This window comes from Dankookia sp. P2 (assembly GCF_050632255.1).
Lineage (GTDB): Bacteria > Pseudomonadota > Alphaproteobacteria > Acetobacterales > Acetobacteraceae > Paracraurococcus.
In genome coordinates this window covers 1,245,664-1,271,283 of the sequence record NZ_CP192581.1, presented here as the reverse complement: position 1 = coordinate 1,271,283, position 25,620 = coordinate 1,245,664, and the positions used below count along the sequence as shown (strand labels likewise).

Here is a 25,620-nt window from a genome sequence, read left to right as displayed (position 1 = left end):
CGCTGGATCCTGGCGAGGGCTCCGGTGTCCTTCATCACGCGCTCTCCTGCGTCAGGTCGAGATAGCCGAGGCTGTCCATCGCGCAGGTCCAGCCCGGGCCGACCAGCGTGCTCGTCTCCGCCTCCGCCACGATGCAGGGGCCGGGCACCGCGGCGCCCGGCGCCATGGCGGCGCGGTCGTAGACCGGCCAGTCCGCCACCTCGCCAGTGACGGTGTCGCGCACCGCCTGGCGGCGGATCGGCGCCGGGGCCGGGGCGGGGTGCGCCGTGGCGGCCGGCTCCACCGGCTCCACCAGCGTCGCCACCGTCACCGCGAAGCTCAGGATCTCCACGTCGCTGCCCGGCACCGGGCGGTCGTAGAAGCGGGTGTACTCCGCATCATAGAGCGCGCAGACGGTCCTGACGTCCTCCTCCGTCATGTCGCGCGGCGGCAGCGGCACGCTGATCTCGTGCCCCTGGCCGACATAGCGCATGTAGGCGATGCGGCTTTCCTTGGTCTCCGCCCCGAAGGCGCCCTTGGCGACCACCGCTGAGGCCTCCGCCGCCATCCCCGCCAGCAGCGCGTTCACCGCCGCCGCGTCGAAGGAGGCGAAGCGCTGGTAGAGGCTGCGGACAACCTCGTACGCCACCGGCGCGCGGAGGAAGCCGATGGCGCTGCCGACGCCAGCGCCGGAGGGCACCAGCAGCCGCTTCACGCCGATCTTCTCCGCGACGCGGTAGCCATGGACGGGGCCCCGCCGCCGAAGGCGATGATGCTGCGGCCGGCGAAGCCCTTGCCGCTTTCGATGGCATGGACGCGGGCGGCGTTGGACATGTTCTCGTCCACCATCTCGACGACGCCGAGCGCCGCCATCTCGGCGGAAAGGCCGAGCTTGCCGCCGACCTCGGCCGCCAGCGCATCGCGCGAGGCCTCGGGGTAGAGCCGCAGGCTGCCGCCGGCGAAGGCCACCGGGTCGTAGCGGCCGAGCGCCAGGTTGGCGTCGGTCACCGCCGGCTTCACCCCGCCGCGGCCATAGCAGGCCGGGCCCGGATCGGCGCCGGCGCTTTCCGGCCCGACGGTGATGCGGCCGAGGGCTGTCGACCGCGGCGATCGAGCCGCCGCCGGCGCCGATCTCCACCATCTCGATCACCGGGATGCGCAGCGGCAGGCCGGACCCTTTCTTGAAGCGGCCGACGCGGGCGACCTCGAAAGTGCGGGAGGCCTGCGGCTGGAAGTCGTCGATCAGGCAGACCTTGGCCGTGGTGCCGCCCATGTCGAAGGACAGCACGCGGTCGAGGCCGCGTTCGCGCGCCACATGCGCCGAGAAGATCGCGCCGCCCGCCGGGCCGCTCTCGACCAGCCGGATCGGGAAGCGCGCCGCGGTCTCGAGCGTCGTCAGCCCGCCGCCCGACAGCATCATCGAAGAGCGGGCAGGCGAGGCCGGCCGCGCGCAGCCCGACCTCGAGCCGGCCGAGATAGCTGGCCATCTTCGGCTGCACATAGGCATTGGCGACGGTGGTGCTGAAGCGCTCCCATTCCCGCATCTCGGGCGAGACCTCGGAGGAGAGCGAGATCGGCACCTCCGGCCAGAGGCGCCGGACGATGGCGGCGGCCTGGCGCTCGTGCTCGGGGTTCACGAAGGCATGCAGGAAGCCGATGGCGACCGCCTCGATCCCCTCCGCCCGCATGAAGGCGACATGCGCCTCGACCGCCGCCTCATCCAGCGGCAGGAGCACCTTGCCCGTGTTGTCCAGCCGTTCGGTGACCGGCAGGCGCCAGCGGCGCGGGACCAGCGGCTGCGGCAGCTCGATGTTCAGGTCGTACTGGTCGTATCGGCTCTCGTTGCCGAGGGCGAGGACGTCGCGGAAGCCTTCGGTCGTCAGCAGCGCGGTCCTGGCGCCCCTTCCGCTCGATCACCGCATTGGTCGCCAGCGTGGTGCCGTGGATGACCAGGATGATGTCGGCCGGCGCCATGCCCGCCTTGGCCAGCACCTGCGCGACGCCCTCCAGCACGCCCTGCTCGGGCGCCGCCGGCGTGGTCAGGACCTTGGCGGTCCAGCGCTCGGCGCCGCGTTCGATGGCGAGGTCGGTGAAGGTGCCGCCGATATCGACGGCCAGCTTCGCACTCATGCAGCGTCCCCTTGGCCATACTCCGCCGCAAATCGCTGCGCGACTGCACAGGCCACCGCAAAATCCTCCATCCGCATCGCCTCGTGTGGGTTGTGGCTGCCGTTCTGGTTCCGCACGAACAGCATCCCGGCCGGCACGCCCGCCTGGGCGAAGGCCGCCGCGTCATGGCCGCCGCCGGAGGCCATGCTGAGGTATTTCACCCCGAGCGCCTCGGCCGCGTGCCTGAGGCCGGCCTGCACGCCGGCATCCATCGGGCTGGCGCGGCTGCCCGCCTCCAGGCCGAGCTCGAACTTCACCCCGCGTCGCGCCTCGATCTCGGCGACCTTGTCATACAGAACCTCGAACAGTGCGTCGCAGGAATGCAGGTTGACGCTGCGGACATCGAGCTGGAAATGCGCCTCGCCGGGGATCTTGGTGAAGCCGGCCTCGGGCGCGGTCGCCAGCACGCAGAAGGTGCAGACCATGCGGTGGCCGCGGGCTTCCAGCCGGCACCAGGCCTCGTCCATTGCCACCGCCAGGTCGGCCAGCGCGATCGCCGCATCCCTGCGGTATTTCCGCGGCGTGGCGCCGGAGTGGTTCCACTCGCCGATCACCCGCCCGGCGCGCAGCCGGCGGCTGCCGGGGATGCCGGTGATGATGCCGATCGGGATCTGCTCGGCGTCCAGCACCGGCCCCTGCTCGATATGGACCTCGAGGAAGGCGGCGACGCCGTCCGGGCCGATCGCCCGCTTGCCCGCGGCGATGAAGCCGGGATCGAAGCCTTCGTCCTGCATGTGGTCCGCCAGGCTGCGCCCGCTGTCGAGCCGCTTCACCTGCAAGCTCCTCCGGCCGCATCGTCCCCAGCGCGCCGCGGCTGCCGGGGTAGCTGGTCGGGAACCAGGCGCCGGCTTCCTCGGCGCGGATCGCCATGACGGTGATGTCGCGGCCCGGGGTGAAGCCCGCCCGCTTCATGCCGGCGACGGCGGCGAGGCCGGCCAGCACGCCGGCGGCGCCGTCGTAATTGCCGCCCTGCTGCACGCTGTCGAGATGGCTGCCGAGGATGACGCGCTTCGCCGCGCGGTCGGCGCCAGGCAGGGTCAGGTACATGTTGCCGACCGGGTCGACGCTCCGCTCCAGCCCCAGCGCGTCGCCGGCCTCGGCCAGCAGCGCATGCGCCATGCGCTCGCCCGGGCCATAGGCCTCGCGGGTGATGCCGGTGCCGTCGAAGCTGCGCGCGCGGAGTTCGGCGAAGAGCTTCTCCGCCAGGGCGACATCGGGGGTGAGGTTGGGGAGCATCGCGGGGTCCTTCATCGCTCTTGTCCTAGCGAATGCCGTGCCGAAGGCTGGGGAGGGAAACGTATTTCCCTCCCCAAGCCCCACCCTTCCTTTTTGTGGGTCTGGCACTCGCCGCGCGACGGGAATCGACCCACAGAAATAGATGAGGGGGTTGGACGCATGCGTCCAACGGGGAGAGTACCTTCTCCCCCGACCTGCCTTCAGACCATCCCGCGCACGCGCCCGCCATCGACGCGGATCATGCTGCCGGTGACGTAGCCGCCCTTGTCGCTCGCCAGGAAGGCACCCATCGGCCCGTAATCGGCCGGCGTGCCCAGGCGGCCGGCAGGGATCTCGGCGGCGGCCTCGGCCAGCGCCTCGTCGAAGGAGACGCCCTTCGACTTCGCCCGCGCCGTGGTGGTGGAGGTCACGCGGTCGGTCAGGATGGTGCCGGGGGCGAGGACGTTCATCGTCACCCCGTCCTTCGCCACCTCGCCGCTCAGGGTCTTCAGCCAGCCCCAGATCGAGGCGCGCAGCGTGTTGGACAGCGCCAGCGTCGGGATCGGGTGCTGCATGCCGGTGCTGCCGACCACGATCACCCGGCCCCATTTCCGCTCCCGCATCGCCGGCAGCAGCGCGTTGGTGATGCGGATCGGGGAGACGACGATGTGCTGGAACCATTCCAGCAGCGCCGGCTCGGTGATCTGGCTGGCGGTGCAGGGCGGCGGGCCGCCATGGTTCAGCACCAGGATGTCGACCCCGCCCATCGCCTTCACCGCGGCTTCGGCCAGCCGGTCCATGTCGGCGCTGCTGGCGACGTCGGCGACAATGCCGGAGGCCGCGGCGGCGCCGGCCGCCTTCAGCTCGGCCGCGGCCTGGTCCAGCCGGCCCTGGTCGCGGCCGCTGATGACGATGCTGGCGCCCTCGGCCGCCAGCGCATCGGCGATCGACCGGCCGAGGCCCTTGGTTCCACCCATCACCAGGGCGCGGCGGCCCTTCAACCCGAGATCCATAGGGGACGCTCCTTCCCGATTCAGGGGCGGGACGGTGCCCCGGGGGCGGGCGCAAGGCAAGGGAAGGGCAGGGGGCGAGGCCCCCTGCGACCCCCTCTATTTCTCTGGCTCGAAGGCGCTGGTACACCCGGCCCCCGAAGGAGACCGTCCATGGCCAAGCCGATCCTGCTCGTCACCCGCAAGCTGCCCGATGCGATCGAGGCGCGCGCCAGCCGCGACTACGATGCCCGCCTGAACCCCAGCGACGATCCCTGGTCGACGGACGGCGCCGAGATCGCCCGCCGCGCGAAGGAGATCGGCGCGGACGGCATCCTCGGCGCCGCCGGCGACAAGTTCGACGCCGCCTGCATCCAGGCCCTGCCGGACAGCGTGAAGGTCATCGCCACCTTCTCGGTCGGCTTCGACCATATCGACATCGCCGCCGCCAAGGCGCGCAACATCGTCGTGGTGAACACGCCGGAGGTGCTGAGCTTCGCCACCGCCGAATGCGCCTTCACCCTGATGCTGATGGCCGCCCGCCGCGCCGGCGAGGGCGAGCGCATGGTCCGCGCGGGCCAGTGGAAGGGCTGGGCCCCGACCCAGCTCATGGGCGTGACGCTCGAGGGCAAGAAGCTCGGCATCCTCGGCTTCGGCCGGATCGGCCGGGAGCTGGCGGCCATGGCGCGCGGCTTCAGGATGGAGATCCACTACCGCGACATCCAGAAGCTGCCGCCCGAGGTCGAGCAGGGCGCCATCTACCACGACAACGAGGACAGCTTCCTCGGCGCGATCGACATCATCTCGATGCACGTGCCGGGCGGCGACGCCAACAAGCACTGGCTGAACGCCGCGCGGCTCAACAAGATGAAGCCGGGCAGCATCGTGGTGAACAGCGGCCGCGGCGTCTCGGTGCACGACGAGAGCCTGATCGCGGCGCTGAAGTCCGGCCATATCCGCGCCGCCGGGCTCGATGTGTACGACGGCGAGCCGAAGGTGAACCCGGGCTACCTGACGCTCGAGAACGTCGCCCTGCTGCCGCATCTCGGCAGCGCGACGATCGAGGTGCGCGACGCCATGGGCAACCGGGCGCTGGAGAACCTCGACGCCGTGCTGATCAAGCACACCGCCCCGCCGCACCGGGTGGCGTAGCGCTCCGCCCTGGCGCATCCTCCCCGGAATGTCCGGCCCGCGATCGCCCTGGGCCGTCAGGTCCGGGGCGTGAATCGCCGGCCCAACACATCCGGACCGGCGGCGGCCCGACGACGTCGGGGCGCCGACGGGCCAGGGAGGATGCCCAATGGAGACCACCCGCCGCGCTGCGCTGATCGCCACGCTCGCTGCCCCCGCGCTGGTCGGCCGGGCCATGGCCCAGGCGCCGGCGCCAGCCGCCCTGCCGCAGGCGCCGGGCTGGTACCGCTTTCAGGTGGGCGGCTTCACCGTGACGACCGTCTTCGACGGCTTCTCCCGCCGCAATACCGAAGGCCTGGTGCGCAACACCCCGCTGCCGGAGGTGCAGGCGACCCTGGCCGAGAGCTTCCTGCCGACCGCGACCTATGACGGCCCCTATACCGTCACCTTCGTCGATACCGGCAAGCTGCTGGTGGCCTTCGATGCCGGCACTGGCGGCCAGATGGCGCCGACCGCCGGGCTGCTCGGCGCCAACATGGCGGCCGCCGGCCTCGATCCCGCCAAGGTCGGGCTGGTGGTGATCACCCATTGTCACCAGGACCACATCCACGGCCTGACCACGCGGGACGGCACCGCGGTCTTCCCCAATGCCGAGGTGGCCGTCGCCGAGCCGGAATGGGCTTGGTGGAGCGACGCCGGCAACGAGAGCCGCAGCCCGGAGGGCCAGCGGGTGAACTTCGCCAATGTCGCCCGCCGCTTCGCCCCCTACCGCGACCGCACCCGGCGCTTCGCCCCGGGCGCCGAGGTCTCCCCGGCATCCATGCCATGGCCGCCTTCGGCCATACGCCCGGCCATTGCATCTTCCGCGTCGCCGATGCCGGGCAGCAGATGCTGGTCCTGGCTGATACCACCCACCGGCCGGAGCTCTTCGCCCGCCGCCCGGGGATGCAGTCGCTGTTCGAGTTCGACGCGCCGGCGGCCGAGGCGACCCGACGCCGGGTGCTCGACGAGGTGGCGACCAACCGCATCCAGGTGATCGGCTACCACTTCCCCTTCCCGGCGGCGGGGCACATCGCCCGGGACGGGCAGGGCTACCGCTACGTCCGGGCGGATTGGGGCCGACCCGGCGGTCGCCGGTCCGACGAAAGGCCGCGCCGGCCCAGCCTCCCGGCCTCGGCCGACTCCTTCCGCCCGCAGCCCGGACCGGCGTCACCGGCCTGCCGGCGGGCCGTGCAACGCCGCGGCGCGCGCGACGTTCGGCGCGGCGGCACCGCAGCGCAGGGGAGCATGAATCAGGCGGTCATCGCGGCGTTCCTCGCGGCCGTCCTGCTGGCGGCCGTTCACGTCGCCACGCCCTCCCTGCGCTTTCTCGCCGGGACACCCCGCAGCGCCTGGCTCTCCATCGCCGGCGGCGTCTCGGTCGCCTATGTCTTCGTCCACCTCCTGCCCGAGCTGGCGGCGGGAGAGGCGGCCATCAAGCGCGCCACGGATCTCGGCGACGTCGCCTTCGCCGAGCGCCATGTCTACCTGATCGCCCTCCTGGGGCTGGCCGTGTTCTACGGCCTCGACCGCCTGGCCAAGGGGGCGCGGTCCAGGCGGGAAGGGGCACCGGTCGAGGCCGGACGCGATGCGGAGGAAGCCGCAGAGGCCGGCACCGGCCCTTGGGTGTTCTGGATCCATATCGGCTCCTTCGCCACCTACAACGCGCTCGTCGGCTATCTCCTGCTGCACCGGGAGGTGATGACGCTCGCCTCGCTGGCCTTCTTCGCCGTCGCCATGGCGCTGCATTTCGTCGTCACGGATTACGGCCTGAACGAGGACCACAAGGCGGCCTACCGCCGCACCGGCCGCTGGATCCTGGTCGGCGCGGCGTTGCTCGGCTTCGCCGCCGGCCGGGTGACCGAGATCTCGGAGGCGGCAATCGCCGCGCTGACCGCCTTCCTTGCCGGTGGGGTGATCCTCAACGTCCTCAAGGAGGAGTTGCCGAGCGAGCGGCGCAGCCGCTTCGGGCCTTCGCCCTCGGCACGGCGGGCTATGCCGGCCTGCTGCTGGCGTTCTGAGCCCGGCGCACCAGCGGCCAGCGCCGCCCGCCCGGCGTCACTCCGCCCCGGGCAGCGGGCCCGGCCGGCCATAAAGCCAGCCCTGGCCGTAATCCACGCCGAGCTCGCGCATCAAGGCGGCCTCCTCCTCCGTCTCGATCCGCTCGGCCACCACCCGGGCGCCGACGGTGCGGGCCAGGTCCACCATGCCGGCGACGATGCCGCGGTCCTGGTCGCTGCGGAGCGCGGCGGCGACATAGAGCCCGTCGATCTTGACGTAGTCGACGCGGAAAGCGCGCAGGTAGCGGAAAGCGGCGGCGCCGGCGCCGAAATCGTCGATGCAGAGCGGCAGGCCGCGCGCCCGTAAGGCCTCCACCGTGCGGACCGCCTCGGCCTCGTCCTCGATCTCGGCGGTCTCGGTGATCTCAATCAGCAGGCGGTGGGTCAGCAGCGGCTCGGCATCCAGCAGCGTCAGCAGGCGCTCCCGGAAGGCCGGGCTCTGCAAGGTGAGGCCCGAGAGATTGGCGGCGATGCGGGTCTGCCGGGCCCGGCGTGCGGCGGCGCAGACGGTCGCCAGCACCGCCCAGTCCAGTTCCTCGGACAGGCCGGCGGTCTCGGCGAAGGCGACGAATTCCTGCACGCCGCGCACCGGCGAATCGGCATCGGGCTCGGGCCGCAGCAGCGCCTCGTAGTGGTGGGGGCGGCGATCGCCCAGCGAGACGATCGGCTGGAAGGCGAGACGGAAGCGGCGCTCGGCGATGGCGCGGCGCAGCCAGACCGCACGGGCATAGGCTTCCGTCACGAAGCCGGAGAGGCCATCGGCGAAGCCGGCCTGGTCCAGCGCCTCGGGCCCGTCGCGGGTGAAGCAGGCGAGGGCATGGCGGAGCGCGCGGGAGGCCTGCATCGGCGTCAGCCCCTCGGCCGCCAGCGGCAGGCTGCGGGTCTCGACCGAGGCACCGTCGCCCGCCGCCGCGGCGATGCGGGCGCCGAGGTCGTCGAGGTCGTCTAGGGTCCCGGAGATCAGCCCGTAGCGCCCGGCGGCGAGCTCGCCCGCCACCGCATCCGCCGCCAGGCCGCCGGCGAGGGTCTCGCGGATACGCTCGGCGATCTCGGCCGAGGGGTGAGGGGCCGGCCTCGTCGCGCAGTTCGATCAGGCCGAGCTGGCCGGGGCTGTCGCCGTCCCGCGCCGCAAGCTCGGCGGCATCACGCAGCGCGGCAGAGCCGGAGGCGGGCTGCGCCACCCCGGCGCGGCCGGGCATGGCGGCCAGGGTCAGGCAGATGCGATCCTGATCCTGGCCGAGCAGACGGAGCCCGGCGCAGGACATCGGCGTCCGGCGGGCATCGGCCAGGTGGAAGCAGATGGGGGGCAGGCGGTCACGGGCCTGCAGCCCGGCAAAGGCGAGGTCGAAGCCCGGTCGGTCACCGCGGGCGAGCAGGTCCCGCACCGGGCGGCCGACCCAGCTCTCGGCCGGGGCGCCGAGCCGGCTCTGCAGCGCGCCGGCGGCGAACAGGATGCGGCCGTCGGCGGTCACTTCCAGCAGGATCTCGGCCGCGGCGAGGGCGAAGGTGAGGAATCTCTCCCGGTCCGTCACCCGCCGCGGCTGCGCCTTCCCGTCCATTCACCCGGCTGTCCCATGTGTCCGGCGGGACCATGGCGCGCCTGGGTGAAGGCCGGGTGAATGTCAGGCCGCCAGGGCGGCCTCGCCGTCCAGCGTCGCGGCGGTGGCATGCACCACGGCGGCGATGCGGACCGCGGCCTGCACGGCGTCCTTGCTGATGCCGTGCTGCAGGATGACCTTCTCGTGGCTCTCCATGCACATGCCGCAGCCGTTGATGGCGGAGACGGCGAGCGACCAGAGCTCGAAATCCACCTTCTCGACGCCTGGCTTGGCCATGGCGTTCATCCGCAGCTTGGCCGGCATGTTGGCGTAGTCGCCATGCACCAGGTGGGTGAAGCGGTAGTAGATGTTGTTCATGCCCATGATGCTGGCCGCGGTCTTGGCGGCGTTCAGCGCCTCCGGGCTCAGCTGCGGGCCGAACTCGCCGACGATCTCCTTGATCACCAGCGGGTTGCGGCTGGCGAGCGCCGAGGCGACGAAGGTGCCGGCGCGCTGCTGCGGGGTCAGCGCCGGCTCGGCGGCGAGGCTGCCGAGGTTCAGCCTCTGGTCCTTGGCGTAGTCGGGGAGGGCATTGCGCAGGGCTTCCAGCGACATGGCGGGCTCCTTCAGGCTTCTGGTTGTCGGGGTGGGCGGAGCGGACCCGGGCGGATCCGTTCGACCTACCCTCTCCCGTGCCGCCGGCACGGGAGAGCGGGGGCCTACGGGGGGCTGACTGCCCCCGTTCCGCGCTGCAGGAAGGGTTGGTGTGGCGGCTTCCTGTAGCGCGGACCAAATTACGCCGCCTTTTCGAACAGCTTCTGCGCGTCCAGGGCTTCCTCGCCCTTGGTCCAGTTGCAGGGGCAGAGCTCGTCGGTCTGCAGCGCGTCGAGCACGCGCAGCACTTCCTGCGGGTTGCGGCCGACATTCAGGCCGTTGACCGAGGCCCACTGGATGGTGCCGTCCGGGTCGACGATGAAGGTGGCGCGCAGCGGCACGCCGGCCTCCTTGTCGAGGATGCCCAGCGCCGAGGACAGCTCGCGCTTGATGTCGGCCAGCATCGGGATCGACAGGTCGCGGATGTCGTCGTTGTAGACGCGCCAGTTCAGGTGGACGAACTCGCTGTCGGTGGAGACGCCGTAGACCACCGCGTCACGATCGGCGAACTCGCCGGACAGCTTGGCGAAGGCGGCGATCTCGGTCGGGCAGACGAAGGTGAAGTCCTTCGGCCAGAAGAAGACGATCTTCCACTTGCCGGCGTCGGTCGTGTCGGAGATCTCGGTGAAGGACTTGCCGGGGCCGCCGAGGCCCTCGGGGCCAGCCTTGACGGCGGCCAGCGTGAAGGACGGGAACTTGTCGCCAACGGTCAGCATGCGGACATCCTTTCGGTGATTCGTGGCACGGCAGGATCCCGAAGCGGGAGCACTGCTGCGCTGCACCATGGTATGGCCCCCATCGTCGCTCCTGGCCAATGAATAGTTTTGGGTATAATCATCGATAAATCCGATGACGCGCCCGGAGTGACCGGGCAGTGCGGCCGCAACCCGAACGGCAAATGATCACCCTCCCTTCGCCTCAGCAGCTCCGCTACCTCCTCGCACTGGCCGATCACGGCCATTTCGGCCGCGCCGCCACCGCCTGCGCGGTCACCCAGTCCACCCTCTCGGCCGGCATCATCGCGCTCGAGCGCCAGCTGGATGCCGGGCTGCTGGAACGCGGCGCCGCCAAGCGCCCGGTCTTCACCCCGCTTGGCCTCGAGGTGGTGGAGCGCGCCCGCCAGGCGCTGGCCGCGCTGGAGGCGGTGGCCGAGACCGCCGCCGGTTCGCGCGACCCGCTCTCCGGCCCGCTCCGGCTCGGCGTCATCCCGACCATCGGCCCCTTCCTGCTGCCCCGCCTCATGCCCGCCCTGCGCGCCGCCTTCCCGCGGCTGCGGCTCTGGCTGCGGGAGGACCAGACGGAGCGGCTGGTGGCGCATCTGGATGCCGGGCGGCTCGACCTGCTGCTGCTGGCGCTGCCCTGCACCTGCGGCGATGCCGAGACGCTGCCCATCGCCGCCGACCCCTTCCTCGCCGCCCTGCCGGCCGGCCACCGGCTGACGGCGCGCGAGAGGGTGCCGGTCGGCGCCCTGGCGGCCGAGCGCCTGCTGCTGCTGGAGGACGGGCATTGCCTGCGGGAGCACGCCCTCGATGCCTGCGGCCTGCCGCGCGGGACCCTGCCGGCCGAGGAGGGCTTCGCCGCCACCTCGCTCCATACCCTGGTGCAGATGGTCGCCAGCGGCCTCGGCGTGACCCTGGTGCCGCGCCTCGCGGTGGCCGGCGGCGTGCTGGCCGGCACGCCGGTCGAGGTGCGGCCGCTGGAGGGAGAGGATGGCGGCGAGGCGGCGCCCGGCCGCAGCCTGGCGCTCGCCTGGCGGTCCCGCAGCCCGCGCGCCGCGGAATTCCGTGACCTCGCCCCGGCCATTGCGGCGGCGATGAACGCCGGGTAACGGGGATGGAACCGGGGAAGGGAAGCGGGCATGGACGGGTTGACGCCGGACCAGGCGAGGTTGCGCGACCGCGCGCGCGAGCTGGCGCGGGAGGCCGCCGCCCAGGCGGCCGGGACCGACCGCAGCGAGCAATACCCCTGGCCCATGGTCCGCCGCATGACCGAGGCCGGCTTCATGGGGATGACCGTGCCGCGCGCCTTCGGCGGCCCGGGGCGCTCCTACCTCGACGCCGTCCTGGTGATCGAGGAGATGGCCAAGGCCTGCGCGGTCTGCGGCCGCATCGCGGTCGAGGCCAATATGGGCGCGATCGGCGCGGTCATGGCCTATGGCAGCCCGGCGCAGCAGCGCCTCGCGGCCGGGCTGGTGCTGGCTGGCGACAAGCCGGCGATCTGCATCACCGAGCCGGAGGCGGGGTCCGCCGCGACCGAGATGACCACCCGCGCGGTGCGCCATGGCGACACCTGGGTGATCGACGGGGTGAAGCACTGGATCACCGGCGGCGGCGTCTCCCGCCTCCACCTCATCTTCGCCCGGGCCATCGAGGACGGGGTCGATCTCGGCATCGGCGGCTTCCTGGTGGTGCGGGGCGGGGAGGGCGACCCGGCTGGCCTCGTCATCCAGCGCCGCATCCCGTCGATGGGGCTGAGGGGGATGCCGGAGGCGGAGATCCACTTCCGCGGCCTCAAGGTGCCCGATTCGATGGTGCTGCGCCCGCCGGGAGGCTTCGCGCGGGGGTTCGGCCGGCTGATGGAGGCCTATAACGGCCAGCGGGTCGGCGCCGCGACGGCGGCGCTCGGCATCGCCGCCGGGGCCTTCGACCAGGCGATGGACTATGCCCAGGCGCGCCGGCAGTTCGGCCGGCCGATCGCCGGATCCCAGGGCCTCGCCTGGATGCTGGCCGACATGTCGATCAGGCTCGAGGCCTCCCGCGCCCTCATTTGGCGCGCCGCCCGCAGCGCCGGGCCCGGGGATGGGGCGGTCGGCTTCCCCGACCGGCTTGCCGCCGCCCAGGCCAAGGTGCTGGCCGCCGACACGGCGATCGAGGTGACGAACCAGGCGCTGCAGGTCTGGGGCGCGGCCGGCTACGGCCGGGACAACCCGATGGAGCGATTCGTCCGCGACGCGCGGATGTTCGCCATCGCCGGCGGCACCGCGCAGGTGCTGCGGACCCAGGTGGCGGAGCGGATCCTGGGCCGCAAGCTGCCGCAGACCCGGGACGGCTTCCTCCGCCAGGGCGCCGCCGCGGCCGCCGAGTAGGCGGCGAAGGCGGCCGGTTTGGTTGACATGCCGCCGCCGTTTCCCTAGACGCACCGCCTCTCTTTCAGCCGCACGGCGTTCCAAGGTCCAGTCAGATGAAGATCCGCAACAGCCTGAAGTCCGCCAAGACGCGGGACAAGAACTGCGTCGTCGTGCGCCGCCGCGGCCGCATCTACGTGCTGAACAAGAAGAACCCCCGGCTGAAGGCCCGCCAGGGCTGAGAGTGCCGCCCGGCCCCTTGGGCCGGGATGTCCGGGGTTTCGCAACCCGCCGCCGGCCCTGCCGCGGCGGGGTTTTGCGTCCTGGGCGCGGCCGACACCTGGCGCTTGCCCAGAGGACTATTTTCCTGATACCCTGCGCCCCCGGTTCGGAGGCAGGGTCATGCGGCAGCGTCCTTCCCCAGTATTCGCTCCCGTCTCCGCCGCCCTCGCGGCCGGAGGAGCCGCCCCTGGCCTTTGTCCGAAAACGCCGCCGCGCCCGCAGGGCCGGGGGGCTTGCCGGCCCTTGCCGGCCCGGGCCGGCGGGGCAGGGGCCCCTTGGCCTGCCAAGCCTCCCGCCGGCTTTGTCCGAAACCGCGATTCCGTCGCGCCTGCGGCCCGGCCGCGGCTATTTCGGCGTCAGCATCTCCGTCCCCATGCCGCCGCCGGTGGTCCAGGTGCCGCGCAGCCTGCCATCCGCCTCGACCTCGAAGACCGCGACGCCGGGCCGGCCGTTGACCACGAAGGACACCGCCAGCACCCCGCCCTGGATCAGGCCGAGCCCCATGATGTTCTCGTTCGCCACCCGCCAGTTGCCCACCCATGCGCCGCCCGGCCCGGTCCGCAGCAGGAACTCGCCGTCATAGTTGGTGCCGTCCGGGTTGGTGCCCTCGACGCCGTAGGCGCCCTCGCGGATCTGCGCCGAGGCCGCGCCGGAAATGGCAAGGCTGAAGGCGAGGCAGGCGGCGAACAGCAGGGGGCGGAACCGGGGCACGCGCATCTCCAATCGGATTTCGCGGGAAACTGCCCGTGCCGCCGGCCAGGGGCAAGCGGGGCGCTTGCCGGACGGCTTCGGGCAGCCCATTTTCCGCGCCTTGCCGCATACTTGCAGGAGTGACGGACGTGATCAGGCTGCCTGACCCGAAGCCGGACGTGCTGGCCCGGCGTGCCGAGATCGTCGCCGCCCTGCAGCGGATCCTGCCGCCCGGCCCGATGGGCGACGGCGTGATCAGCGAGGAGCTTCCGCCTCAAGCCCTATGAGACCGACGGGCTCTCGGCCTATCGCCAGCCGCCGCTGGCCGTGGTGCTGCCGGAGACGACCGAGCAGGTCGCCGCGGTGCTGCGCTACTGCCACCAGAACGGCATCAGGGTGATCCCGCGCGGCGCCGGGACCAGCCTCTCGGGCGGCGCGCTGCCGCTGGCCGATGCGGTGGTGATCGGGCTGATGCGGATGAACCGCATCCTGGAGGTGGACTACGACAACCGCCTGGCGGTGGTCGAGGCCGGGGTGACCAATCTCGGCATCACCAACCATGTCGCGGCCGACGGCTTCTTCTATGCGCCCGACCCCTCCAGCCAGCTCGCCTGCATGATCGGCGGCAACGTCAACATGAACTCCGGCGGGGCGCATTGCCTGAAATACGGCGTCACCGCCAACAACCTGCTCGGCCTCAAGCTGGTGACGATCGAGGGCGAGATCCTCGAGGTCGGCGGCAAGCACCTGGACGCCGCCGGCTATGACTGGCTCGGCCTGCTGACCGGCTCGGAAGGCATGCTGGCGGTGATCACCGAGGTGACGGTCCGCATCCTGCACAGCCCGGAAGGCCAGCGCGCCATGCTGGCCGCCTTCAAGTCGAACGAGATCGCCGGCGAGGCGGTGGATGCCATCATCGCCTCCGGCATCATCCCCGTCGCGCTCGAATTCATGGACCGCCCGGCGATCCATGCCTGCGAGGCCTTCGCCCATGCCGGCTACCCGCTGGATGCCGAATCCCTGCTGATCATCGAGGTCGAGGGCAGCGTCGCCGAGCAGGACAGCCTGCTGGCGAAGCTCAAGGACATCTGCGAGCGCTTCGACCCGATCAGCGTGAAGGTCGCCGAATCGGCCGAGCAGTCGCTGGCGATCTGGAAGGGCCGCAAGGGCGCCTTCGGCGCGGTCGGCCGCATCTCGCCCGACTATCTCTGCATGGACGGCACCATCCCTACGGGACAGCTGCCCTTCGTGCTGCGGCGGATCGGCGAGATGTCCGAAAGCTATGGGCTGCAGGTCGCCAACATCTTCCATGCCGGCGACGGCAACCTGCATCCGCTGATCATGTTCGACGCCAACGACCCCGCCAGCCTCCACGCGGCGGAGGCATTCGGCGCCGACATCCTCAAGCTCTGCGTCGAGGTCGGCGGCTGCCTCACCGGCGAGCACGGCGTGGGCGTTGAGAAGCGCGACCTGATGGGCGTGCAGTTCACCGCGCCGAAGCTCACCCTGCAGCGCGCCATCAAGGGCGCCTTCGACCCGGACTGGCTGCTGAACCCGGCCAAGGTCTTCCCGCTGGAGGACAACCCCGCCTTGGCTACCCGCGCCCTGCCGCAGGCCGCATGAGCGCCGAAATCCTGATCCCCGCCACCGAGGCCGCGCTTTCCGCCGCCATCGCCGCGGCGGCCGCGGCCGAGGAGCCGTTGGCGGGTCGAGGGGAACGGCACCAGCGCGCCTTCCTGCGTCCGGTGCAGGCCGCCCGCACGCTCTCGACCCGCGGGCTGTCGGGCATCACGCTCTACAGCCCGTCCGAGATGATCGTCTCGGCGCTCGCCGGCACGCCGCTGCCGGAGATCGAGGCGGCGCTGGCCGAGAAGGGCCAGCACCTGATCGCCGAGCCGCCCTCGCTCGGCGCCCTGTTCGGCGCGGACCGGCCGCCGACCATCGGCGGGCTGGTCTCGACCAACCTCTCCGGCCCGCGCCGCATCGCCGGTGGGGCGATGCGCGACCATCGTCATGGGCATCCGCGCCGCCGGCAGGACGGGGGAGGTCTTCCGCAGCGGCGGGCGGGTGCTGAAGAACGTCACCGGGCTCGACCTCTGCAAGCTGCTGGCCGGCGCGCATGGCACGCTCGGCGTGATCACCGAGGTGACGCTGAAGGTGCTGCCGGCCCCGGCCTCCTCCGGCACCGTGGCGGTGCGGGTCGCGGATCTCGCTGCGGGGGTCAGGGTACTGTCGGCCGGGCTCGGCAGCCCCTTCGGCGTCTCCGGCGCGGCGCTGCTGCCCCAGGGGACGCAATCTGGCGCGGCAGGCCGGCCCGGCCCGCTGGCGCTGCTGCGGATCGAGGAATTCGCCGATTCCGTCGCCTACCGGACAGCCCGGCTGCGCGCCGACCTGGCGCCGCTCGGCGAGGTGGCCATCCTCGACCTCGAGGAAAGCCGCGCCCTCTGGGCCGCGGTGCGGGAGGCCGAGCCGCTCGGCGCGGCGCCGGAGGAGGCGATCTGGCGGGTCTCCGTCCGGCCGACCGCAGGGCCCGAGGTCGTTTCCGGCGCGGGGATGGCCAAGGCGCTGCTGGATTGGGGCGGCGGGCTGGTCTGGCTGGCCGGGCCGGCGACGCCTGAAGCCCATGCCAGGGTGGTCGCGGCGGCCGAGGCGGCGGGCGGCAGCTTCACCCTGTTCCGCGCGCCGGAGCCGCTGCGCGCCGCGGTGGCGGTGCTGCCGGAGGAGCCGGCCGCGCTGGCGGCGATCGGCCGGCGGGTGAAGGCGGTGCTGGACCCGAAGGGGATCCTGAACCCCGGGCGGATGCGGGCCGGGCTTTGAACGGGCCGCCGGGCGCGGGCGCGTCAGGCCGCTTCCAGCGCCCGCGCCGTGGCCTCCTGCGTCGCCCGCAGCGCGGCGAGGGTCGCGGCCGCCTGCTTCACCGCCGCCGGCTCGCTGGTATCGACATCCGAGGCCTGTTCCTCGGCATCGGCCACGCCGGCGGCGATCAGCTCCTGCAGCTGGTCCAGCCGGTCGCGGATCTCGGCCGGGTCGGCCTCGGGCGCCGCGGCCCAGTCGGCGGCGATGAGCTCGACCTCCCGCGCCATGCGGTGCGGCGCGACGCCCTTGGCGACCAGGGCCATCAGCCGGAGGATTGCGGCGTCCACCGGGCGGGGGCGGGCCGGCTTGCGTGCCATGGGTCTGGAATCCTTGCCCGGCGCCGAATCGCGCCGTGCCCCGGTATACCAGACCGGCCGGATCCCCGCCCTATGGCTTCGGCGGCGCCGCGGGCGTGGCGCTGCCGAAGCCCTGCAGGGTCCAGACCAGCGGCGCCGGATCGACCAGGATGTTGCCGTGGCGCGGCCGGTTCAAGTCGACGATCAGCAGCATGCCGCCGGTCCACATCGTCATCAGCAGCACGCTCAGCACCAGGTGCCGCTGCGGGCCGAGGCCGAGCTGCACGCCTATGGCGCCGACCGAGAGCACCGCGCCGGCCAGCAGCAGCCACAGGATATGCGCCGGCGCCCGGCTCTCGATAGGCGAAGCGCTGCGACAGGGCGGAATCGAAGGTCTCGTTCAGCGCGGTGACGAGGCTCGTCATCACCGGCGTCGGGTCGCGCAGCGTGGCGGTCTGAGCCAGCGCCCAGATGCGGGTCTGGATAGCATTGGTCGCGGCGTTCAGCGCCGCCTCGGCCTCGAGGTCCGGCCCGGCGCGGGTATAGTCGAGCCGGATCCGGGTATACTCCTCGAGCCCTTGGCGAAGCTCGGCGCCCTCCGGCCCGCGCACCAGCCCGGCGCGCAGCCAGGCGGTGCCGATCGCATTCGCCTCCGTCACCACCAGGTCGCGGCGCGCCTCGTAGCGCGATTCGGCGATGGAGATGGTCAGGCCGAGGGTGAAGGCGAGCAGGCCGAGCATGCCCGTGGTCAGCATGCCGATGTTGGATTCCATCGCTTCCAGCCGGTTGGCGGCGCGCCAGCGGCCAATGCGGTAGCCCAGCTCGTTCGCCAGCAGCAGCAGCGCCAGCAGGAAGGCGCCCAGCGGCAGCATCCCCCGCTCCGCCAGCGCGTTCATCAGCTCGGCCATGTGCCGCCATCCCCCCGCGGCGGCCCGATCGCCGCCGGCGGCAGCCTAGGACAGGGTCGCCCGAGCGGGAACGGTGGTCGTTCGCCCTGCAGAGTCCGCAGCGGCTGCCGGGCGATGGTCCAGCGGCGCGGGCAGCAGGGTCTCGGCGGCGGACCAGCGATGCGATCGTCGGGCAAGCCAGGCGGATTGGCGCCGCCGTGCCGCGGAACGCAGGGCATGGTGCGGGTCTGGCCTGCGACCCGGCAGCGACCGCGGCATCCCGGCCACAGGCGGGGGATTCCCACCGGCGATCGCCTGCGACACTGGAAATCGGCGCTCCACAATGTAAATTGAAGGTGATCTACAATCACGTTCAAGATACATGACGGAGGGGCTGCCCGCCTTGCGCCTGCTCGCACGCGCTATCGGCTTCGGCCTGCTGCTGCTCGCTGCCCTGCTGCCGGTGGGCGCCGCCCTGCTGATGCTGGCCCTTGAGGGGCCGGCAGCGCTGCTGGCGCTCGGTCCTGCCGGCTGGGCCAGCCTCGCCGCCGGCCTGCTCCTGCCGGGCTGCGCCGCGCTGCTGGCCCAGGCCTGGCAGACCCAGCGGGAGGAACTGGCGACGCTGCGCCAGGCGCTGCTGCGGCAGGGTGCGGCCGGCGACAGCCGCCACCTGGCCCTGCAGGCGCTGCTGGCTGAGAACCGCGAGCAGACCAGCCTGCTGCAGGAACAGGTCCGGCTGCAGCTTGGCCAAGTCAATGCCGGGCGGCGCCAGGCCGAGACGCTGCAAGCCCTGGCGACCGAGACCCGCCTCGCCCGGGTGGTGGGCGAATGGGACATCACCGGCCGGGAGCTGGCCGCGGTGATGGCGGCCATGTGGCGGCTGGTCTTCGGCTGGCGCACGCCCGAGGGACCGGAGGGCCAGCCCGCGGTCGAGCTGCCGCTGCCGGCCGGCGCCGAGCTCGGCCTGGCGATCCTGCGGCTGCTCCCGGCGACGCCCGAGGAGATGGCGCGGTTCCAGGTGGATGAGCGCTTCGTCCGCCAGGCGGCGCGCTACCGCGCGTTGTTCCGCGATTTCCTTGAGCGGGTGCCGGAGACCGGGCCGCTGAACCGGGCGCTGTTCCGCGACATGGTGCAGGGCCGGCTCGATGCCCGGCTGGCGCTGCTGCCGCGGCCGAACCATGCGGTGCTGGTGCCGCCGGAGACCCTGGCGGCGGAATAGGGCGGCCCAAGGCCGCAGGCGGATCGCCGCGGCTCGGGCCGCGGCCCGGACGGCCATCCGGCCCGCGACCTCAGGACCGATCGCCTTTGAGGGTCAACCGGGTCATGCAGCCGCATGTTGCCGCAGGGCCGGGGTCAGCCGCCCCGGCCTGAAGCAGCCCCGCGATCCGCCTAGCGCTTCGCCACCTGGGCCGGCGCCGGGCCGGCCGCGGCGACGATCGTCCGCGCCAGCGCCGCGGCCACGCAGGCATAGCCGCGGTCGTTGTGGTGCAGCGCGTCCGGCGAGATCATCTCGGCCGAGGACGTTCCGGCCGCCTCCCAGGCCCGCATCAGCGCGGCGCGGGAGAACAGCTCGGCCGAGGTCGCCTCGGCCAGCCCGTCGATCGCCGCGTCCAGCCGCTCGAAGCCCGGGGATTGCAGGATGCGGGGGCGCGCTGGCTGTCCATCAGCAGGACGTCGGCCCCGGTGGCCTGGATCCGGGCGACGCCGCCGGCAAGTGCTGCGCGGGATTCCTCGGCCGGCATGCCCTGCAGCACGGCATTGGCGCCGGCCTGCCAGATCACCAGCACGGGGTGTTCGGCCAGCACATCGGCCTCGAGCCGGGCCAGCATCTCGGGCACTTCCTGGCCGCTTTTGCCGCGGTTCAGTACCACCACGGGCAGGCCGGGCAGCGCGGCGCGCAGCCGCGCCTGCAGCTGGGCCGGGTAGGTGGCCTCGGGGCCGGAGGAGGCGGCCCCCTCGGTCGAGGAGGAGCCGAAGGCGACGATCGTCAGCGGCGCGCCATGCGCCACGGCCGCATGGGTCGCCGGCAGGCTGACCGCCTGGAGCGGCGCCGGCGGGCAGGTTTCGGCGGCGGCGAGGCCGGGCAGCAGCAGGGCGAGGAGGGTGGCGAGGCGGCGCATCCGGCGACCCTGCCAAAGGATTGCGGGCGGCGCCAGCGGCCGGCCGCGCGTGCGGCGCACAAAGTGACTTGCAAAGCACGCCCCGGACCGCAACTTGCGCGGCGCCCATCCATCTCGGGCGGAGGTCGTGCATGCGGGGGCTGATCCGGGGCGGCGGGGCGACCGGCATGGGCCGCGACCTGCGTGTCGACATGTTCCGCGGCCTGGCGCTGTTCTCGATCTTCGTCGACCATATCCCGGGCAACCGCCTCGGCGAGCTGACGCTCCGCAACATCGCCTTCTGCGATGCGACCGAGGCCTTCGTGCTGCTGGCGGGCTATGCGGCCGGGCTCGCCTATGGCGCCGCGCTCGACCGCCGCGGCTGGCTCTTCGCCGCGGCCTCGCTGCTGCGCCGGGCCGGGGCGCTGTATGTCGCGCACATCTTCCTGTTCGTGGTCTTCGCCGCGCAGGTCGGCTATTCCGCTGGCCTGCTCGACAACCCGGCCTATCTGGACGAGCTCCACCTAGACCCCTTCCGCGAGCAGCCCTACTACGCGCTGCTGCAGGCCCTGCTGCTGCGCTACCAGCCCGCCTTCCTCGACATCCTGCCGCTGTATATCGCGCTGCTGGTGCTGCTGGTCCCGGCGCTGCCGCTGCTACGGCGGCCGGTGCTGCTGCTGGGGCTCTCGGCGGTGCTCTACGCCGCGGCGCGGCTGCTGGACCTGAACCTGCCGAACTGGATCGACGGGGGCTGGTTCTTCAACCCCTTCGCCTGGCAGGCGCTGTTCCTGGCCGGCACCGCGCTGGGCTATGCGCCGCCCGGCCCGGACGGCCGGCGCGGCACCCCGCCGGCGGTGCCCTATCGCGGCTGGCTTGTCGGCCTTTGCGTCGCGCTGCTGGCCTGCGGCGCCGTGGCGATGCTGGTGGCCTTCGAAGCGCCGGAATGGCTCGCCCTGGTGCCGGAGCAGGTCGGCGTGCTGCTGACGACCATCGACAAGAGCGCACTGCACCCGCTGCGGCTGGTCTCGATCCTGGCGCTGGCCTACCTGCTGGGCCATGCGGTGCCGCGCGACGCCGCCTGGCTGCGCGGCCGGCTGGCGGCGCCCTTCCTGCTGATGGGCCAGCACGGGCTGCCGGTCTTCTGCACCGGCATCTTCCTGTCCTTCCTCGGCCGGCTGGCGCTGGAGCAGTCGGATCGCGGGGCGATGCAACTGGCGGTCAACCTGGCCGGGCTGGCTGCGCTGGTCACGGTGGGGGCGATCGCCGCCTGGTACCGCCAGCGCGGCGAGCCGGCGGCGGGCGACAAGGCCGCCGCCCGCGCTGCCCGCTTGCCGGTGCCGGCGCCGCCTTCTACGACTGCAGCGTAATGGTCAAGGCACGGCTCTCCGGGTTGTTGCTGCTCGCCGCGTTGGCCGCCCCGGCGGCGCGGGCGGAGTCGCGCGCCTGCATCGCCCCGCCCGAGCTGCTGGAGGCCGGGGCGCCACTGCCCGCCACGGTCCGCGCGGTCGGCGCCGGGTCGCTGCGCATCTTGGTGGTCGGTGGCGTCTCGGTGTTCGGCCCCGGCACCAGCGGGCCGGAGGCGGCCTGGCCGGCCCGGCTGCAGGCCCTGCTGGCGGCCCGCCGCCCCGGCATCGCCATCGAGGTCGTGGTGCGCGGCCGGCGCGGCATCAACACCGCCGAGGCCGGGGTGCTGCTGGCCGAGGAGATGGCGAAGGCGCCGGCGCAGCTCGTGCTCTGGGCCACCGGCACGGTCAGCGCGGTGCGCGGGCTCGAGGTCGACGAGATGGTCGAGGCGCTCAATGCCGGGCTCGATTCGCTGAAGGCGGCCGGTGCCGACGCGGTGCTGATCGACCCGCAATTCTCCCGCTTCCTGCGGGCCAATGCCAATGTCGATCCCTACCTGGACGCGCTGCGGCTGGTGGCGGCGGCGCATCAGGTGCCGCTGCTGCGGCGCTGGGACCTGATGCGCTACTGGGCGGAGACCGAGCAGGTGGATGTCGAGCGCGCGCCGAAGCCCGAGCGGGTGGCGGCGACCGACCGGCTGAACGACTGCCTCGCCCAGGCGCTGGCGGCGCTGCTGCGCGACGGCGTGGCCGAGGCCCGGGGCAAGCCGCGGCACTGAGCCGCTGCAATCCCGGGTAACGCGAGATCACCTCCGCGCGCATCACGCGTCGATGCGTATACATTCCGCCTTCGTATGTCTGTGATTCCGCCGCCGGCACCCGGCCGGCTTGGGATGGACAGAATGCCAGACGAACCCGGTGCTCCCGCGCCCTTCGGCCCGCCGCCGCTGCTTGCCCTGCTTCAGATGGGTGGCCCGGCAGGCCTCAGCGCCGAGGGCGAGAATTGGCTGCTCGACCTCGGCCAGGTCGAGGCCGGCAGCCTGCTGCGGACCTTCGGCTTCGCCGTGCTGAACAACGCCGCGCCGCCCGCCGATGCGCTGAACGTGCGGTTCGAGCTGCAGGGCGACCCGGAGATGCGGTTCTTCCTGCCCGAGGCCTTTACCGATATCGGCCCGCGCAGCCGCGGGGCGAGGTCGATGCGGTGCTCTCCGCGACGACGCCCGGCCTGCACGAGGCGCGGCTGATCCTGCACCCCGAGCAGGTGGCGGCGGATGGCAGCGTGACGCCGCTGCCCGACCGGGTGGTGCTGATCCGCGAGGAGGTGGTCGGCAGCCTCGCCGCCGGGACGATCGCGTCGGGTGCCTTCACCACCGGGGAGCCGGAGCAGTACGTGCTGACCGCGCCGGTGCGGCTGGACGGGGTGGATTTCGCCCGCATCCAGAATCTCGGCAGCTGGACCGGCTCCGGCCGGCTCGACTTCACCCCGCACCGGGCCGATGGCGATGCCTGGCTGCTGGCGACCTTTCAGGAGGTGCATGCCGACTTCACCGGCACCGGGCAGGACAAGCGGGTGGACGTCATCGGCGCCGGGGCGGGCAGCCTGGTGCTGGCGCGCGGCGACACCGCGCTGTGGTCCTTTGCCAGCGATGCTGCCGGCGGGGTGGCCGCGATCACCACCCATGGCCACGCCACCCTGCGGCTGACGGCGATCGGCGCCGATACGCTCGATGACCGGATCGCCGCCAACGGCCTGCTGCCCTATGCGATCTATCCCTTCTCGATCCCGCGCGGGAACTCGATCTATGACGGTCATCTCTCGACCGCGGCGGTCGAGCTCGGCGGTCGCGGCAATACCGTGACGGCCGAGGCGATGGTCAACCTGACCGTCACCGGCGGGGCGGGGCACAACCATGTGGTCGGCGGTGGCGGGATGAACCTCTTCGCCCTGACCGGCACGCATGACTGGCTGGAGAGCGGCAGCGGCCAGACCACCTTCGTCGAGCAGGCGGGCAGCCTCCGCGGCGACCGCATCACCGGCTTCCATGCCGGCGACCTGATCCGGTTCGAGGGCTTCGGGCCGGATGCGCGGCTGCGCGACCTGGGCGAGGGGCACTACCGGGTGGTGGACGGCGCCGGCCACCGGGAGGCCTTCACGGTCGAGGGCGTCGGTCACCTGGTGGCCGGAGTCGACTACCTGTTCGCCTGACCGCGGCGGGGGCGGGGAGGGAATAGTTGTCCCTCCCCGGGCTTTGCCCGGCGCAGGCTGGTTCCCCCCTCCGGCGCCACCGCCTATATCCAGAGGCATGCAGACGAGATTTCGCGCCCGAGCAGTTGGCCGACCCGGACACCCGGGAGAGCAACACGATCCTGCGGACCTGCGTCCATTGCGGCTTCTGCACCGCGACCTGCCCGACCTTCGTGCTGCTGGGCGACGAGCTGGATAGCCCGCGCGGCCGCATCTACCTGATCAAGGACATGCTCGAGAGCGGCCGGCCGGCGACCGCCGAGGTGGTGAAACACGTGGACCGGTGCCTGTCCTGCCTGTCCTGCATGACGACCTGCCCCTCCGGCGTGAACTACATGCACCTGGTCGACCACGCCCGGAAGTACATCGAGGAGACCTACGACCGGCCCTGGCACGAGAAGGCGCTGCGCCGGGTGCTGTCCGCCGTGCTGCCCTATCCCGCGCGGTTCCGCGCGGCGGTCGCCGGCGCCCGGCTTGGCCGGCCACTGGCCGGGCTGGTGCCGGGCGGGCATGTGCTGGGCCAGCGGCTGCGGGCCATGCTGACCTTGGCGCCGGGCGTGCTGCCGCCGGCCAGCCCGATGCAGGCGCCGCAGGTGCACAAGGCGCAGGGGCCACGCCGCGGCCGCGTCGGGCTGCTGACCGGCTGCGCCCAGCAGGTCCTCGCACCCTCGATCAACGAGGCGACGATCCGCCTGCTGACCCGCATGGGCGTCGAGGTGGTGATCACCCGCGAGCAGGGCTGCTGCGGCGCGCTGAACCACCACATGGGCGACCACGACCCGGCGATGCGCCTGGCCCGCGCCAACATCACGGCCTGGGGCCGCGAGATCGCGGGGGAGGGGCTGGACGGCATCGTCATCAACACCTCGGGCTGCGGCACGACGGTGAAGGATTACGGCTTCATGTTCCGCGAGGAGCCGGATGCCGCGGCGGCGGCGCAGGTCGCGGCGCTGGCGATGGACGTCTCGGAAGCCCTGCAGAAATTCGCCTATGCGCCCAGCCGCGAGAAGCCCGGGCTGACGGTCGCCTACCATTCGGCCTGCAGCCTGCAGCACGGCCAGAAGATCACCACCCTGCCGAAGCAGTTGCTGGCGCGGGCCGGCTTCGCGGTGCGCGACCCGGCCGAGCCGCATCTCTGCTGCGGCAGCGCCAGCACCTACAACCTGCTGCAGCCGGAGATCGCCGGGAAGCTCAAGGCGCGCAAGCTGCACAACCTGAACCGGACGGGGGCCGACCTGATCGCCGCCGGCAATATCGGCTGCCTGACGCAGCTCGGCGGCGACGCGCTGCCGGTGGTGCATACGGTCGAGCTGCTGGACTGGATGGCGGGCGGGCCGGAACCGGCGGCGGTCGGGGCCGCACGGCGGGCGAAGGCGGCGTGATCCCGGCGCGCTTCACGCCGGTGCTGGTGCCGCTGGTGATGACCTTCTTCATGGCCTTCTGCGTCTCCTTCCTGATCACCGCGAACAGCATCGGCTTCCCCGCGGGCTTCGTGCCGCTCTGGCTGAAGAACTGGATGCTGGCCTGGGCCTTCGCCTTTCCCTCGGCGGTCTTCGCCCTGCCGCTGGCGCGCCGCATCGTCGGGCGGCTGACGGCCTGACTCGGGCGCGATAGCCTCCCCGGCAGAGCGGGAGGCGCGCATGGACCAGGACCCGGTGGCCGAGAGCCTCGCGCTTTTCGCCGCCCGCTGCACCGACCCGGCGACAGCCGTCTACGCCCGGCTCTTCGCCCTGCACCCCGAGGCCGAGTCGCTGTTCCTGATGGATCCGGGCGGCCATGTCCGCGGCCAGATGCTGGCCGTGGCGGTGGAGGCGCTGCTCGACGGCGGCGAGCGCCTGGCCGGGCTGGTCGGGATCGAGCGCATGAACCACGTCAACATCGGCGTGCCGCCGGCGCTCTTCGACGGCTTCTTCGGCCTGCTGCAGGGGTGGTCAGCGAGGCGCTGGGTGGCGATTGGACTACCGCGATGGCGGCCGGCTGGCGGCGCGGCTGGACATCCTTGCTGGAGAGGACGTTGCGATATAGGTTTAATTATTAGCGAATAGATTGTTTTTGACTGCAGCCTCCTTGCCCTTTGGTTAACA

Annotated in this window: 27 protein-coding genes and 5 pseudogenes; 17 read left to right on the top strand and 15 right to left on the bottom strand. The window is 72.4% G+C overall.

What is annotated here, in order from left to right:
- Positions 1 to 34: 34 nt before the first annotated feature.
- The 7 genes and pseudogenes from ACQ86J_RS07640 to ACQ86J_RS07610 form a co-directional block, all read right to left on the bottom strand.
- The gene (locus ACQ86J_RS07640) at positions 35 to 694 is read right to left on the bottom strand and encodes a hypothetical protein (RefSeq protein ID WP_431270659.1); all 660 of its coding nucleotides are present in this window, start codon (positions 692 to 694) and stop codon (positions 35 to 37) included.
- Positions 691 to 1,396 (bottom strand): annotated as a pseudogene (locus ACQ86J_RS07635) (hydantoinase/oxoprolinase family protein). Before ACQ86J_RS07635 ends, ACQ86J_RS07640 begins: the two are co-directional and overlap by 4 nt.
- Positions 1,397 to 1,631: 235 nt before the next feature.
- Positions 1,632 to 1,862: pseudogene (locus ACQ86J_RS07630) on the bottom strand (hydantoinase/oxoprolinase N-terminal domain-containing protein); the annotation flags it as partial.
- A gap of 85 nt (positions 1,863 to 1,947) precedes the next feature.
- Positions 1,948 to 2,109 (bottom strand): annotated as a pseudogene (locus ACQ86J_RS07625) (hydantoinase/oxoprolinase N-terminal domain-containing protein); the annotation flags it as partial.
- Positions 2,106 to 2,921 (bottom strand): M20/M25/M40 family metallo-hydrolase, encoded by an 816-nt coding sequence (locus tag ACQ86J_RS07620; RefSeq protein WP_431270658.1) that lies wholly within the window; start codon positions 2,919 to 2,921, stop codon positions 2,106 to 2,108. The gene ACQ86J_RS07620 and the pseudogene ACQ86J_RS07625, both read right to left, overlap by 4 nt.
- Before the next feature lie 130 nt (positions 2,922 to 3,051).
- A pseudogene (locus ACQ86J_RS07615) lies at positions 3,052 to 3,195 on the bottom strand (Zn-dependent hydrolase); the annotation flags it as partial.
- 389 nt (positions 3,196 to 3,584) lie between these two features.
- Positions 3,585 to 4,376 (bottom strand): SDR family oxidoreductase, encoded by a 792-nt coding sequence (locus ACQ86J_RS07610; RefSeq protein WP_431270657.1) that lies wholly within the window; start codon positions 4,374 to 4,376, stop codon positions 3,585 to 3,587.
- A 150-nt stretch (positions 4,377 to 4,526) separates the two neighbouring features.
- Here ACQ86J_RS07610 and ACQ86J_RS07605 point away from each other — a divergent pair, with 150 nt between their 5' ends.
- Positions 4,527 to 5,504: a 2-hydroxyacid dehydrogenase gene (locus tag ACQ86J_RS07605; RefSeq protein ID WP_431270656.1), complete on the top strand. Its 978-nt coding sequence runs from the start codon at positions 4,527 to 4,529 to the stop codon at positions 5,502 to 5,504.
- Between the two features lie 148 nt (positions 5,505 to 5,652).
- Entirely contained in the window at positions 5,653 to 6,519 is an 867-nt protein-coding gene (locus tag ACQ86J_RS07600; RefSeq protein ID WP_431270655.1) for an MBL fold metallo-hydrolase, read from the top strand.
- A gap of 1,061 nt (positions 6,520 to 7,580) precedes the next feature.
- On the opposite strand, the gene ACQ86J_RS07595 is transcribed toward ACQ86J_RS07600, so the two are convergent.
- The 3 genes from ACQ86J_RS07595 to ACQ86J_RS07585 form a co-directional block, all read right to left on the bottom strand.
- Positions 7,581 to 8,579 (bottom strand): EAL domain-containing protein, encoded by a 999-nt coding sequence (locus ACQ86J_RS07595; protein WP_431270654.1) that lies wholly within the window; start codon positions 8,577 to 8,579, stop codon positions 7,581 to 7,583.
- Positions 8,580 to 9,204: 625 nt separating this feature from the next.
- Positions 9,205 to 9,735, bottom strand: a complete 531-nt coding sequence (locus ACQ86J_RS07590; protein WP_431270653.1) for a carboxymuconolactone decarboxylase family protein — start codon at positions 9,733 to 9,735, stop codon at positions 9,205 to 9,207.
- Between the two features lie 179 nt (positions 9,736 to 9,914).
- Positions 9,915 to 10,490: a peroxiredoxin gene (locus ACQ86J_RS07585; RefSeq protein ID WP_431270652.1), complete on the bottom strand. Its 576-nt coding sequence runs from the start codon at positions 10,488 to 10,490 to the stop codon at positions 9,915 to 9,917.
- Positions 10,491 to 10,672: 182 nt separating this feature from the next.
- Between ACQ86J_RS07585 and ACQ86J_RS07580 the strand changes: the two genes are divergently transcribed.
- From ACQ86J_RS07580 to ykgO, 3 genes are all read left to right on the top strand, one after another.
- Positions 10,673 to 11,602: a LysR substrate-binding domain-containing protein gene (locus ACQ86J_RS07580; protein ID WP_431272325.1), complete on the top strand. Its 930-nt coding sequence runs from the start codon at positions 10,673 to 10,675 to the stop codon at positions 11,600 to 11,602.
- Between the two features lie 30 nt (positions 11,603 to 11,632).
- Positions 11,633 to 12,859 carry a 3-sulfinopropanoyl-CoA desulfinase gene (gene acdA, locus ACQ86J_RS07575; protein ID WP_431270651.1) on the top strand — a complete coding sequence of 409 codons (1,227 nt, stop codon included), beginning with the start codon at positions 11,633 to 11,635 and terminating at the stop codon, positions 12,857 to 12,859.
- A gap of 95 nt (positions 12,860 to 12,954) precedes the next feature.
- The gene (ykgO, locus tag ACQ86J_RS07570) at positions 12,955 to 13,080 is read left to right on the top strand and encodes a type B 50S ribosomal protein L36 (RefSeq protein WP_133287551.1); all 126 of its coding nucleotides are present in this window, start codon (positions 12,955 to 12,957) and stop codon (positions 13,078 to 13,080) included.
- A gap of 385 nt (positions 13,081 to 13,465) precedes the next feature.
- Here ykgO and ACQ86J_RS07565 read toward each other — a convergent pair whose 3' ends face one another.
- Entirely contained in the window at positions 13,466 to 13,831 is a 366-nt protein-coding gene (locus tag ACQ86J_RS07565; protein WP_431270650.1) for a hypothetical protein, read from the bottom strand.
- 128 nt (positions 13,832 to 13,959) lie between these two features.
- Here ACQ86J_RS07565 and ACQ86J_RS07560 point away from each other — a divergent pair, with 128 nt between their 5' ends.
- The 4 genes and pseudogenes from ACQ86J_RS07560 to ACQ86J_RS07545 all read left to right on the top strand — a co-directional run bounded on the left by ACQ86J_RS07560 (position 13,960) and on the right by ACQ86J_RS07545 (position 16,627).
- Entirely contained in the window at positions 13,960 to 14,097 is a 138-nt protein-coding gene (locus tag ACQ86J_RS07560) for a hypothetical protein (protein WP_431270649.1), read from the top strand.
- A gap of 43 nt (positions 14,098 to 14,140) precedes the next feature.
- Positions 14,141 to 15,433 carry an FAD-linked oxidase C-terminal domain-containing protein gene (locus ACQ86J_RS07555; protein WP_431270648.1) on the top strand — a complete coding sequence of 431 codons (1,293 nt, stop codon included), beginning with the start codon at positions 14,141 to 14,143 and terminating at the stop codon, positions 15,431 to 15,433.
- A pseudogene (locus ACQ86J_RS07550) lies at positions 15,430 to 15,759 on the top strand (FAD-binding protein); the annotation flags it as partial. The gene ACQ86J_RS07555 and the pseudogene ACQ86J_RS07550, both read left to right, overlap by 4 nt.
- 40 nt (positions 15,760 to 15,799) lie before the next feature.
- Positions 15,800 to 16,627, top strand: a complete 828-nt coding sequence (locus ACQ86J_RS07545; RefSeq protein ID WP_431272808.1) for an FAD-linked oxidase C-terminal domain-containing protein — start codon at positions 15,800 to 15,802, stop codon at positions 16,625 to 16,627.
- Positions 16,628 to 16,650: 23 nt separating this feature from the next.
- Here the strand turns inward: ACQ86J_RS07545 and ACQ86J_RS07540 are convergent, their stop codons facing one another.
- A complete protein-coding gene (locus tag ACQ86J_RS07540; RefSeq protein ID WP_431270647.1) occupies positions 16,651 to 16,953 on the bottom strand; it encodes a hypothetical protein in 303 nt (100 codons plus the stop codon).
- Positions 16,929 to 17,870 carry a hypothetical protein gene (locus ACQ86J_RS07535; protein ID WP_431270646.1) on the bottom strand — a complete coding sequence of 314 codons (942 nt, stop codon included), beginning with the start codon at positions 17,868 to 17,870 and terminating at the stop codon, positions 16,929 to 16,931. The genes ACQ86J_RS07540 and ACQ86J_RS07535 overlap by 25 nt, the downstream gene beginning before the upstream one ends.
- Positions 17,871 to 18,252: 382 nt before the next feature.
- Here ACQ86J_RS07535 and ACQ86J_RS07530 point away from each other — a divergent pair, with 382 nt between their 5' ends.
- Positions 18,253 to 19,068, top strand: a complete 816-nt coding sequence (locus tag ACQ86J_RS07530) for a hypothetical protein (protein WP_431270645.1) — start codon at positions 18,253 to 18,255, stop codon at positions 19,066 to 19,068.
- Positions 19,069 to 19,238: 170 nt separating this feature from the next.
- On the opposite strand, the gene ACQ86J_RS07525 is transcribed toward ACQ86J_RS07530, so the two are convergent.
- Both ACQ86J_RS07525 and ACQ86J_RS07520 read right to left on the bottom strand, forming a co-directional pair.
- Entirely contained in the window at positions 19,239 to 19,397 is a 159-nt protein-coding gene (locus ACQ86J_RS07525; RefSeq protein WP_431270644.1) for a hypothetical protein, read from the bottom strand.
- On the bottom strand, positions 19,397 to 19,969 hold the full coding sequence (locus ACQ86J_RS07520) for an SGNH/GDSL hydrolase family protein (protein ID WP_431270643.1): 573 nt from the start codon (positions 19,967 to 19,969) through the stop codon (positions 19,397 to 19,399). Before ACQ86J_RS07520 ends, ACQ86J_RS07525 begins: the two co-directional genes overlap by 1 nt.
- A 131-nt stretch (positions 19,970 to 20,100) precedes the next feature.
- On the opposite strand from ACQ86J_RS07520, the gene ACQ86J_RS07515 reads away from it, so the two are divergent.
- The 7 genes from ACQ86J_RS07515 (at position 20,101) to ACQ86J_RS07485 (ending at position 25,581) form a co-directional block, all read left to right on the top strand.
- A complete protein-coding gene (locus tag ACQ86J_RS07515; RefSeq protein WP_431270642.1) occupies positions 20,101 to 21,315 on the top strand; it encodes an OpgC family protein in 1,215 nt (404 codons plus the stop codon).
- On the top strand, positions 21,315 to 22,070 hold the full coding sequence (locus ACQ86J_RS07510) for an SGNH/GDSL hydrolase family protein (protein WP_431270641.1): 756 nt from the start codon (positions 21,315 to 21,317) through the stop codon (positions 22,068 to 22,070). Before ACQ86J_RS07515 ends, ACQ86J_RS07510 begins: the two co-directional genes overlap by 1 nt.
- Before the next feature lie 123 nt (positions 22,071 to 22,193).
- The gene (locus tag ACQ86J_RS07505; protein ID WP_431270640.1) at positions 22,194 to 22,535 is read left to right on the top strand and encodes a hypothetical protein; all 342 of its coding nucleotides are present in this window, start codon (positions 22,194 to 22,196) and stop codon (positions 22,533 to 22,535) included.
- Positions 22,493 to 23,497 (top strand): hypothetical protein, encoded by a 1,005-nt coding sequence (locus ACQ86J_RS07500; protein WP_431270639.1) that lies wholly within the window; start codon positions 22,493 to 22,495, stop codon positions 23,495 to 23,497. Before ACQ86J_RS07505 ends, ACQ86J_RS07500 begins: the two co-directional genes overlap by 43 nt.
- A 125-nt stretch (positions 23,498 to 23,622) precedes the next feature.
- Entirely contained in the window at positions 23,623 to 24,918 is a 1,296-nt protein-coding gene (glcF, locus tag ACQ86J_RS07495) for a glycolate oxidase subunit GlcF (protein ID WP_431270638.1), read from the top strand.
- A complete protein-coding gene (locus tag ACQ86J_RS07490; protein ID WP_431270637.1) occupies positions 24,915 to 25,136 on the top strand; it encodes a DUF2798 domain-containing protein in 222 nt (73 codons plus the stop codon). Before glcF ends, ACQ86J_RS07490 begins: the two co-directional genes overlap by 4 nt.
- A 40-nt stretch (positions 25,137 to 25,176) precedes the next feature.
- Entirely contained in the window at positions 25,177 to 25,581 is a 405-nt protein-coding gene (locus ACQ86J_RS07485; protein WP_431270636.1) for a hypothetical protein, read from the top strand.
- Positions 25,582 to 25,620 lie beyond the last annotated feature (39 nt).